Here is a 9,973-nt window from a genome sequence, read left to right on the forward strand (position 1 = left end):
GTAAAATACAAAACAACTGCTCTATTAGTAAACAAAGGCGGAGTTCCTGCTGAGATTGCTAAGAAATTAGGAGTGTAAGTTTATCTTGATTTTAGAATATATAAAAGCGCTGCAAGAGATTGTGGCGCTTTTTTTTTTAGTTTTTTAAAACTTTCATCTTTTAAAAAAATTAATCATTTAGATAAAGATGTATATTTGACCACTAAATTATTTAATACTTTTCTTTCAAAAAAAACAATGGCGAAAAATAAGAAAATAAATGTAAGAGGTATTGATGTTGCTTTGTTTGAGGATAATAAAGAGGATTTTATTTCCCTGACAGATATTGCAAGACACCGTGATGATGAACGTAGTGACTATATCTTACAAAACTGGATGAGAAACAGAAGCACCATTGAATTTATTGGCTTGTGGGAAAAATTCAACAATCCTGATTTTAATTCCATCGAATTCGATGGAATTAAAAATATGGCCGGGGCTAACAGTTTTTCGCTAACTCCTAAAAGATGGATAGAATCTACTAACGCTATCGGAATTATCTCGAAAACGGGGAGATATGGAGGAACGTTTGCTCATAAAGATATTGCCTTTGAATTTGCTACATGGTTGAGTGCAGAGTTTAAGTTTTATTTAATAAAAGAATTTCAACGTTTAAAAGAAGAAGAAAATAGCACTAAAAAGCTGGAGTGGAATTTGCAAAGAACGATCTCTAAAATTAATTATAGAATACATACAGATGCAATAAAAGAAAATCTAATTCCGATAAGCTTAAAAATAAATCAAAAAAAATTTATTTATGCAGATGAAGCAGATATATTAAATGTTGCTTTATTTGGTAAAACAGCAAAGCAATGGCGTGATGAAAATCCTAACGAAAAAGGAAATATTAGGGATATAGCATCTATTGAACAGTTAGTTGTCCTGTCTAATCTTGAAAGTATAAATGCTATGCTAATTCAACAAGAAATAGAACAAGAGGAACGATTAATAAAACTGAATGAAATTGCTATAAACCAAATGAAATCGCTTATAAATACAACGATATTAAAGAATATTAAATCATAAAAAATCATCAGGAGCAACGAACGACGATGAGAGTTTCTTTTTTTATAAATTTTTTTAAATCTATTTAGTGAATTAATCATGTATTAGATGATTGCTCAAATGTGAGCAAATTTTTAAATCAATCACTTTCCTGAAGTTGGGAAGTTGATATTAGATAAATAGTGCATTGAAAAAAACATATGGAGAAACAAACGACTACAAAGGGTTCTTATTTGTAACCAAAAATTTTGTAAAATACAAAACAACTGCTCTATTAGTAAACAAAGGCGGAGTTCCTGCTGAGATTGCTAAGAAATTAGGAGTGTAAGTTTATTCTCAAATTTTATATAAAATAGCGCTGCAAGCAATTGCAGCGCTATTTTTTTTGAAAATTAGCAAGCCTTAAATCAGGTATAAGTACTGGACTTGGTTGTGTTAGGTGTCCTTAAATTCGTCTTGATTAAGTCATTAACAGGCGTTTCCCGAAAAGCCTGAACAGAGTAGGGCGATCCCATAAACAACGAAACCATGTCAACACCCAAAGTAATCACAGTACCTATTACAGATCAACAGCATCTGTTATTTTTATTTATTCCTCTAAAAAAAGGTTTTCTAACCCATGCAATGGGAGAAGTTCAAAAAGTTAAAGAAGCTGCAGCTTTGTTAACCGCTCCGACCGGAGATCTCCGTAAGACAACGGGAGTACATTATTTTACCATTTATGCGCAGGCAGACGGAACTCATACTCCGGGAATACCTGTTCCGGGATTTCAGTCGTATCCGGGAAAAGATGTATTGGTGGTTATGTCCATCTATGACGGACAGTTTGATGATTACATCAGCTCGTTCTTCAAGATAGAGCAAATTGTGGATGGTCTAGACGGCTTGTTGCAGTTTATCGATGAAGAGGGAATTCCGGGTGTAGACCCAGACGGACCAACATCAGCAAAATTTATAAAAAAGAAAGAAAACGACGAAAATAGCGGAGTGGTTAAAAATGCAGCAGCATTTTACTGCTTGTTGATGCGTTACAATTTTGGTGATCCCGTTTTCTCAGCAGGAGATAAAAAAGGAAAATATGTTTTTGGCACCAATTTTCCGGGACTTACAGTAGCAAAAATTATTGATAACTATCCAAATGCCGATAAAGTATGGCCAGCGGTTCCGGGTGAGGTAAGTTATAATTTTCCAAAAGCCCAAAAACCGGATTGCGAATAATTTTGAATCTAATCTTAATGAAGATAAACTATGAGCAATTCCAGTCAAATTGAAATGAATGATATACAGGGATTAATATTGCGGGGCTATAATTTTCCTCACATCAGATATATTATTTTCAGTATAAAAAATACCGACGGGGCAAAACAGTTTTGTGCAGACCTGGCTTCAGGAACTGCTCCCGGTGGTTTGTCGATAACCAATGCAGAGCCTTGGGAAAACATGGAAAAACCGGACTATTGTCTTAATATTGGGTTTACATATTCAGGTTTAGAAAAGCTTATAGGTACAGCTAATAGTAATGCAGTAGAACGGCATTCAAGTCGCGAAGTGTTTAAATCCTTTAAAAAGGGAGCAGTAGAAGATGCCGGACAAATGGGTGATACCGGAGAGAGTGCTCCTGCGAACTGGTGGAAAAACGGTGGCTGGATACCAAAAGAAGTACCAACTGCCAATGGCAGTGAGCTTCATATTCAGCTAACGCTTTTTACTTTAACCCCTGAAAACAGAGAAAAATACTATGCGGCTTTGTTGGGTATGATCACAGAAACACCATCAGGCCCAGCTGTAATTCCGGTATATTATCAGGATTCAGATCCTATTACGGTCGATGGAAATTCAGATTATGTACATTTTGGGTACCGCGATAGTCTGTCTCAGCCCCGCATTGATGATATTATATGGGAAAAGCCCAAAATGCGAAAATTAATGGGCATCAGCAGTATCGATGACCGGCCAAAAGTACCACTCGATCGTTTTGTGATCAGCCAGAAGGCGAAGGATTATTATGCCCATACCTTATTGGTAAACGGTACCTTTTCGGCGTTTCGATTGTTGTATCAGGATGAAGCCAAATTCAATACATTTATCCATTCCAACACTGAAATCTCGCCCGAATTAATGGCTGCAAAAATGTGCGGACGCTGGCGTGACGGTACACCTCTGGTTGTATCTCCTGACAAGGAAGATAAAAGTCTGGGAGAACCCAGTACCAAAAATTTCAATTTTACGAATTTCAATTACCTAACGCCAAGCCCAAACCAGCAAGGCGATCAAAGCAGTGATGAACTCGCCTTAAAATGTCCGTATGCAGCGCACATCCGGAGAGCAAACCCGCGTGATGATATAAACGTAAAAGGGAATGATGATAACGCCGAAACCCATCGCATTGTAAGACGTGCATCGCCTTACGGACCCGTTTATGATCGGGCTGAAAAACCCGGCATACAACGCGGACTAGTGGGATTGTTTATTGGTGCTGTTCTGGATTTTCAGTTTCGGTTTGTGACCAGGCTCTGGTTAGAGCAAGGCGGTTTTAGAAATCCCGATGCATCGCCAAATTATAGCGGAGTAGACCCGATTTTTGGACCACAGGCCGACGATACCAGTCCGGATAATTTTGTCTTTGCTTATAATGAAAACGGAACTTATACAGAAACTCCAAACCTGACGCGTTTTGTACGTACAGACGGAAGTTTGTATTTGTTTTTACCAGGAATCTCAGGTTTAAAATACATCTCGCAAGGGATAATTCCACCGCCGCTTACTGTAAATTAAAAAGGTGCTTGCTTTATCAGATTAATTTAAATCAAAAAGAGACTATCGTGAAAACGATAGTTTTTTTATACATTGCAGTAAAAACGGTTGAAATGGATATAAAGGAATTACTTAGTGAAATAAAGATAGAAGAAAATATTCTGCCAAATCATGAGTTTTTATTCCAAAAAATAAAAAGTGATTCTGAATGGAATAATGAGATTAAGTCCAGAAAGACTATCAGTTATGGTGTTCCTTACAATTATTCTGGTATATCGTATCCATTTATTCCGTTTCCTGATTATATTTTTGAAGTTGCTTCGGTAGTAGAAGAAAAGCTTCGTTTTACGATTAATAATTGTCTCATTAATTATTACGAAAACGGAGAATCAAAAATGGGTTTTCATTCAGATCAAATAGATATTCTGTCTGATAATACCGGAATTGCTATTGTTTCATTAGGTAATAAAAGAACAATGCGGTTTAAAAATAAGTTAGACGCTACTGTTACTCACGATATTCCACTTCATCCAAATAGCTTATTTTACATGACTCAAACAGTTCAGGAGTTTTGGCTTCACTCTATTTTGCCGGAAGGGACAAATGATTCTGCTGAAAGGATTAGTATTACTTTTCGGAAGTTAGTATCTTGAAAGATTCTTTTTTGTAATCAAAAATTTCGTAAAATATAAAACAACTACTCTATTAGTAAACAAAGGCGGAGTTCCTATTGGATTGCTAAGAAGTTAGGGGTTTAGATCTATAAAAACTAAATAGTGCAATTTCTTCGTTCTCTAATTATTAAGGTATGAACGCTTATTAATAACAGAAAAACAGAACTTTTGCATTTTTGAGCCAGATTTATTAAAAAGTAAAGAGTAGATTTTTTATGGTTACTTTTTTTTATTTTCTAATGTTTTTTAGCGAGCGATTCCATTTCTATGTATATATCCTTGAAGCCTTTTTCAATACCAGAAATTAAATCTTTTTCGATTCTAATATTTTCTGTGTTAATTTTTAGCATATTACCAATTATGGTTAAAAATATAATTATCAGATACATACAACATACTATAATAAATAGGCCTATTATTCCAAATGTTACAACTCTATCTCTTAAGACAAAAATAAATCCAATTATAAATACTAAAGGTAATATGTACAAAAATAAAGCTTTTATAATCTGCTTAAATTTCAGTTCTCCTAAATAATTTAAAGCCTTTGGAAAATTTTTAAGTATTGATGAAAATTTATTATAAATAGTTGCTAATAGCAATGCAATTAAGGCTGAAATTATTTCACCTTTATATTCAAAAAATCCATTTAAAATTTCATTTATCATATTCTATTTATTTGTTTTTGAAAATTTTGAATTGGAAACTTCGCTATTATTGATAACCAATGTTTCTATTTGGCACTTATGATTTTCAATTAAAATAAAGTACTTATCATTCATAAAAGTTATAAATTTTCCTTTTATGGTTTTATTATCGTGGTTCAATATGATTTCAATATCATTCTTATAGTCAGATATCATTTTTTTAGAATCTTTCTTAGCTAAATATGGATAATAAAAAAAGGATATAAAATAACCTACTATAATTATAGTAATTATATAATTCCTGCGGTTAAGAGTTGCAAGTTTATTAATACGTTTTTCGAAAAAAGTAATAATTGTTACTATAACTGCAAGGATAAGAGTTGGTATCATATATCCATCTTTTAGATTATTAGCAGTATAAATTAGCATAATTCCAAAAGCCAAATATATAATTACATTAGTTAAAGAAATTGTCTGGTTTGGTTTTAATTTTATTACATCTTCAATTGATCTTACCAATGCAAGAAATACTAAAATTATAGTTGTCCAAGTAGTTGAGATAATTTTCTCAATAGAAATTTCTATAAATGAACTATTAATATTCAAATTATTAAGATAGGTTTCCCAATATGACCATCCAAGTTGATATAGTAGTATTCCGCCAATTGAAATAAATGCCGTGTAATTAAATATGGTTTTCTCAGTAGTTTCTTCTCTCATTCATTATCCTTTATAAGCTTGAATTCCTTCAAAAAATCTTTATATACCTCTCTAATTGCATGTGTTGATTCTGATAAATATTCTAATCTATCTTTATCATTCTTTAGTGTTTGAAATTTGGAATCTTTTTTTGCATCATTTGCTAAATCTCCAACAGGTGTTTCCTCGTCTAATTTCGAATCAATAAATTGTAATAGTGTCATTTGTTTTGGTTTTAAAGTTTATAATATTAAAAAAGTAAATCTATTAGAACTGACAAAAAACAAATCAATTACTAAGTATTCCTTTTACAGGTTCAGGTTAGTTTAACGATTTAAATAAATCTTGAAATTAGTAAATTTTATAACAAATTTATTATTATAGATTCAGTCATGGTTGTTTTAATTTACATTGAATTCTTAATTGTAAATAAAGTGTTTTAAATAGTAATATTCGAGCGTATAAATACGTGTTTATCAATCATAACAAAATAGTTAAGTTTTTATATTTTTGCTTCCGATTGGCCGTTTCCTTTTTCTAGAAATATATATTATAAAAAAACCGTAACAAATTTATTTTTATTAAAAAATGTTTCAAAAACACGAACAAATTTTTTTAATTTTAATTTTGTTTCAAGAAGTGAAACAAAATGTTTTTAATTCCTTTTATGTTCATAAAATTTTGAGATGTAAACAGACACGCCAAAACAAAAAAAAGAGAGATCTCAGACTAGACCTCTCTTTTATATAAATCATATGTTTTAAAAAGGAATTACTTCTCCTTCAACAATTTTTCTAAATATTCATTTTTCTCTTTTTCAGCCTGAACCAAACGTTCGTAAAGCTTTCTGTTTTCTTCAATAAATTCCATCATTTTATCTAATGGATTGAACGAACAATTGTTTGATTGAATTGCGCCATTGCTATGACTAAAATCATTGTCATGAATGTTATTAAAATAATTAAAAGCAGCTTCCTCAGAGAAATTTTTAATGGCGTCTACGGTTACACCAAGAGCTTTTGCTACTTCAATAAGTTTTTCTTCATCTACCGTTTCACTGTTTTCAATAATCGAAATCGCTTGTTGGTTGGTGCCTAAAGCCTGTGCCAATGCTTCCTGCTTCATATCACGAAGTTCACGAATACGGCTGATTTTTCGCCCTATATGATTTGGTTTTGTTGCTGTGCTCATAGTTCAAAGATATTTAAAAATGTTGAGAAATAATCGGTTCTGTACGATACAAGTTTACATTACTAACTTATAATTATTCGATGCAGGCTAGTGCTTCCTTGTATAGCACGAAACAAAAGTATAATTTTTCTTACAGAAAACAAAAGCCAATAGTGTTGAAATTTTCATTTTAGCAATCAGACAAAGCGGCAATCATTGATCCTTCCAAATTTAGGAATTCATTTTTCTTCCCACAAACCGAATAACAGATCCGGTCCCGACATGAAATTTTCCTTCATCGAGCCTTATTTCTTCCTCTTCTAAAAGTACGATTTCATAATTCGAAAAATCCGAGACTATTTCGGCTGTAGAAAACAAATCATCAATGTTGTCCGGTCCGCCTACTTTTGGATTTTCTTTTTTAAAAGCGATATGGTTTTTGCTGAACGCTTCAAAAATAATGACGCCACCCGGTTTCAGGTATTCGTTTAGTTTTTTATGCAGCGCTGATTTCGTTTCTGCCGAAAAATGAGCATAAATCAATCCGATCGCATCAAACGATTCTTTTTCGAATTCGAGCGCTTCGAGATTACCAACCACATAATCTAAGTTAACGTTGTTTTCGCTGGCCAGTTGCAGGGCTTTCATTTGCCCTTCAGTGCTCAAATCAAACGAAGTGACCTTCCAGTTCAGCTGCGCGGCAAACACGCCGTTACGGCCTTCGCCATCGGCCGGCATTAAAATCGCTCCGGGTTTAAATTTCGGAAGCCATTCTTTAAAAAAAGCATTCGGTGCTGTTCCGTAGGCAAAATCGGAGCCTTTGTATCTTTCGTCCCATTTCTGACTCATCTTATTTCGATTAAAATTGATGCTTCAAAAGTACTTTCAAAACGGTTTTAACGGATAGGACAAAAATGCAGTTTGCTATGACTTATCTGAAGTTTTGCCGAAAGGTTTCCGGAGAAAATCCGGTATGTTTTTTAAAGAAACGAATAAAATAAGAAACATCATCATACCCCATATAGCCCGCAATCTGATTCACCTGATGGGTTGTGGCCAGCAGGTATCTTTTCGATTCTAAAAGTATTGCTTCAGTGATCAGTTCAGAGGCCGTTTTGTTTACTAAGGTTTTGGTAATGGCATTTAACTGATAAGAAGTCAGATGCAGCATTTCGGCATAAGAGGAGACTTGTTTGTGCGCGAGAATATGAGTTTCCAAAAGTTCGAGAAATTCTTCCAGACGCTCCTGCGCATACGAATTGGTCTTGCTTTGCTGGTTTTTGTTTTGCTCCCGAATCAGTTCCACAAAAAGAATGTTTAGATTGGCTTTGATGATTTCAGTATAATTCTCCTGCTGGTTTTTATATTCCTCAAAAATAGAAACTAACACAGGAAGTACTTTTTTGAATTTATTCTCCTCAAGAGCATAGTGATTCTGATAAGCTGCCTTGCGTAAAAAAGAGCTGTTGTTTTTATCGTCAGACGAATAGAAATCGGCATTCAGCTGAATCATATATCCGGAGCAGTCCGCCTTTAGTTCCAAACTATGCGCCTGTCCGGGACGGATCAAAAACACACTGTTATCTTTTACGTCATAATTTTTAAAGTCAATGGTGTGAAGACCTTTTCCTTTTTCTAAAACCAGGATATGAAAGAAATCATGCCGGTGTAAGGGCTGCAGCATATCTTTTCCCGAAAGTAAATCGGAAATACTGCGGATGCTGAAATGCTGAAAAGAATCAGATTTGCCAGAGGTTGTATCGATATGCCGAACCGGTATTTTTTCCATTTCCTTTTGATGTTCTGCAAATGTACAAAACCGCAGTACGAAAAAAGAGGGTAACTTATCGATAGATAGTTGTACTTCAACGTCTTTTATGGTTGTTTACGGGTGAAATAGGACATAAGGCGCAATAAGTGAGTAACTTAGTACGAATTTTGGAATAGTGGCAACGATCTTATTTAAAGTTGTATGAAAAATTATCTCCCCCTTTTTACGGCAATTGCATGTGTTTTTTCTGCAAGTGGCCTGGCGCAGGGCAATGATGTTGCTTTGGTGAACATGAAAACAAAAAACACTCCATCAAAATCTCGCAAGTTGCCTGACAAAGATGTTGTTGTTGAGTCTTATCTGGTAGAAGAACGAATCAATATGGCGTTTGGAACCCGAATCACGACCTATGAGGTTTCTAAGTTAAATATGGTAAACACATACGATTTAGGTCCGAATAACACCAGGACGGTAACCCCGCAATATGCAAAACCAAAAGAAAATGCAATAGCCGGTACTATGGCGTCAAAAACTATTGCTGATACTGTAAAAACAGCTATAGAGCCCATTAAGGTTACTGTAGTCGCTCCGAAGGAAAAAGAAAAGTATGTGACTATAAATCTCGTTAACACCTACGAAAAAGTTTTAGACCGCGGATACAAGTCTGCAGAAATGCTAAAAAAAGTAGCAGACCGTTCGTATTTTGAAAATGATATGGTTTCGGCTGCAAAATACTATTCCCAATTATTTGATATCACCACGGATCTGGAAGCGTCTTACTATTTTAGATACGCCCAGTCCTTAAAAGCCACAAACGAAATTGAAAAAGCCGCTGAGATGATGAGGTTGTTTAAAAGTAAAACAAAGGAATAGGAGGAAATTACTGATCAACGCTAAATGTTGTGGAAAAACAACCCACTAATTATTTTTTACCGCAAAGAACGCAAAGATTTTTATTTAGGAATGCCTTAGAAAGCACAAAGTTCGCAAAGCTTTGTTGATCATGTGGTGTGATTCTTTACCATATAAGTGATATAAGTTCATTTAATTTTATGTGTCATTTCGACCGAAGGGAGACCCGAGCGATAGCGAACAGACGAAGTAAATCGCATAAGAAACTCCGTAACTATAATCGCCAATCTTTGTCGATCGCCTGCTGTCATTTCGACGCAAGGAGAAATCACACAAGAAACTCCATAACTATAATCGCCAAT

The 9,973-nt window shown here is 34.3% G+C and carries 12 protein-coding genes; 6 read left to right on the forward strand and 6 right to left on the reverse strand.

Going from position 1 to position 9,973, the window contains the following annotated elements; translation table 11 throughout:
• Positions 1-237 precede the first annotated feature (237 nt).
• The 5 genes from GJU43_RS22440 to GJU43_RS22460 all read left to right on the forward strand — a co-directional run bounded on the left by GJU43_RS22440 (position 238) and on the right by GJU43_RS22460 (position 4,451).
• Positions 238-1,065: a KilA-N domain-containing protein gene (locus GJU43_RS22440; protein WP_154344147.1), complete on the forward strand. Its 828-nt coding sequence runs from the start codon at positions 238-240 to the stop codon at positions 1,063-1,065.
• A gap of 166 nt (positions 1,066-1,231) precedes the next feature.
• On the forward strand, positions 1,232-1,372 hold the full coding sequence (locus GJU43_RS22445; protein WP_229655120.1) for a hypothetical protein: 141 nt from the start codon (positions 1,232-1,234) through the stop codon (positions 1,370-1,372).
• A gap of 200 nt (positions 1,373-1,572) precedes the next feature.
• Complete coding sequence (locus GJU43_RS22450; protein ID WP_154344138.1) at positions 1,573-2,262, forward strand: hypothetical protein; 690 nt, start codon at positions 1,573-1,575, stop codon at positions 2,260-2,262.
• A 30-nt stretch (positions 2,263-2,292) separates the two neighbouring features.
• Positions 2,293-3,819 carry a hypothetical protein gene (locus tag GJU43_RS22455; RefSeq protein ID WP_154344139.1) on the forward strand — a complete coding sequence of 509 codons (1,527 nt, stop codon included), beginning with the start codon at positions 2,293-2,295 and terminating at the stop codon, positions 3,817-3,819.
• A gap of 47 nt (positions 3,820-3,866) precedes the next feature.
• Positions 3,867-4,451, forward strand: a complete 585-nt coding sequence (locus GJU43_RS22460) for an alpha-ketoglutarate-dependent dioxygenase AlkB (protein ID WP_370455688.1) — start codon at positions 3,867-3,869, stop codon at positions 4,449-4,451.
• Between the two features lie 257 nt (positions 4,452-4,708).
• On the opposite strand, the gene GJU43_RS22465 is transcribed toward GJU43_RS22460, so the two are convergent.
• The 6 genes from GJU43_RS22465 to GJU43_RS22490 form a co-directional block, all read right to left on the reverse strand.
• Complete coding sequence (locus GJU43_RS22465; RefSeq protein ID WP_154344140.1) at positions 4,709-5,140, reverse strand: hypothetical protein; 432 nt, start codon at positions 5,138-5,140, stop codon at positions 4,709-4,711.
• A 3-nt stretch (positions 5,141-5,143) separates the two neighbouring features.
• Positions 5,144-5,839, reverse strand: a complete 696-nt coding sequence (locus GJU43_RS22470; RefSeq protein ID WP_154344141.1) for a hypothetical protein — start codon at positions 5,837-5,839, stop codon at positions 5,144-5,146.
• Complete coding sequence (locus tag GJU43_RS22475; RefSeq protein ID WP_154344142.1) at positions 5,836-6,042, reverse strand: hypothetical protein; 207 nt, start codon at positions 6,040-6,042, stop codon at positions 5,836-5,838. Before GJU43_RS22475 ends, GJU43_RS22470 begins: the two co-directional genes overlap by 4 nt.
• Positions 6,043-6,589: 547 nt before the next feature.
• Positions 6,590-7,009, reverse strand: coding sequence for a helix-turn-helix domain-containing protein (locus GJU43_RS22480; protein WP_154344143.1), 420 nt, complete (start codon positions 7,007-7,009; stop codon positions 6,590-6,592).
• Positions 7,010-7,219: 210 nt separating this feature from the next.
• Positions 7,220-7,837: a bifunctional 2-polyprenyl-6-hydroxyphenol methylase/3-demethylubiquinol 3-O-methyltransferase UbiG gene (locus GJU43_RS22485; RefSeq protein WP_154344144.1), complete on the reverse strand. Its 618-nt coding sequence runs from the start codon at positions 7,835-7,837 to the stop codon at positions 7,220-7,222.
• A gap of 82 nt (positions 7,838-7,919) precedes the next feature.
• Positions 7,920-8,777, reverse strand: a complete 858-nt coding sequence (locus tag GJU43_RS22490; RefSeq protein WP_154344145.1) for a helix-turn-helix transcriptional regulator — start codon at positions 8,775-8,777, stop codon at positions 7,920-7,922.
• A gap of 183 nt (positions 8,778-8,960) precedes the next feature.
• On the opposite strand from GJU43_RS22490, the gene GJU43_RS22495 reads away from it, so the two are divergent.
• On the forward strand, positions 8,961-9,632 hold the full coding sequence (locus tag GJU43_RS22495) for a hypothetical protein (RefSeq protein ID WP_154344146.1): 672 nt from the start codon (positions 8,961-8,963) through the stop codon (positions 9,630-9,632).
• Positions 9,633-9,973: the final 341 nt, after the last annotated feature.

Origin of the sequence: Flavobacterium sp. LC2016-23, from assembly GCF_009674775.1 — a bacterium.
In the GTDB taxonomy this organism is placed as follows: Bacteria; Bacteroidota; Bacteroidia; order Flavobacteriales; family Flavobacteriaceae; genus Flavobacterium.

What these genes read in the sequence shown, in the direction of transcription:
- GJU43_RS22440 (WP_154344147.1), top strand. Translation starts at nt 238, where the DNA reads ATGGCGAAAAATAAGAAAATAAATGTAAGAGGTATTGATGTTGCTTTG.
- GJU43_RS22450 (WP_154344138.1), top strand. Translation starts at nt 1,573, where the DNA reads ATGTCAACACCCAAAGTAATCACAGTACCTATTACAGATCAACAGCAT.
- GJU43_RS22455 (WP_154344139.1), top strand. Translation starts at nt 2,293, where the DNA reads ATGAGCAATTCCAGTCAAATTGAAATGAATGATATACAGGGATTAATA.
- GJU43_RS22465 (WP_154344140.1), bottom strand. Translation starts at nt 5,140, where the DNA reads ATGATAAATGAAATTTTAAATGGATTTTTTGAATATAAAGGTGAAATA.
- GJU43_RS22470 (WP_154344141.1), bottom strand. Translation starts at nt 5,839, where the DNA reads ATGAGAGAAGAAACTACTGAGAAAACCATATTTAATTACACGGCATTT.
- GJU43_RS22475 (WP_154344142.1), bottom strand. Translation starts at nt 6,042, where the DNA reads ATGACACTATTACAATTTATTGATTCGAAATTAGACGAGGAAACACCT.
- GJU43_RS22480 (WP_154344143.1), bottom strand. Translation starts at nt 7,009, where the DNA reads ATGAGCACAGCAACAAAACCAAATCATATAGGGCGAAAAATCAGCCGT.
- GJU43_RS22485 (WP_154344144.1), bottom strand. Translation starts at nt 7,837, where the DNA reads ATGAGTCAGAAATGGGACGAAAGATACAAAGGCTCCGATTTTGCCTAC.
- GJU43_RS22490 (WP_154344145.1), bottom strand. Translation starts at nt 8,777, where the DNA reads ATGGAAAAAATACCGGTTCGGCATATCGATACAACCTCTGGCAAATCT.
- GJU43_RS22495 (WP_154344146.1), top strand. Translation starts at nt 8,961, where the DNA reads ATGAAAAATTATCTCCCCCTTTTTACGGCAATTGCATGTGTTTTTTCT.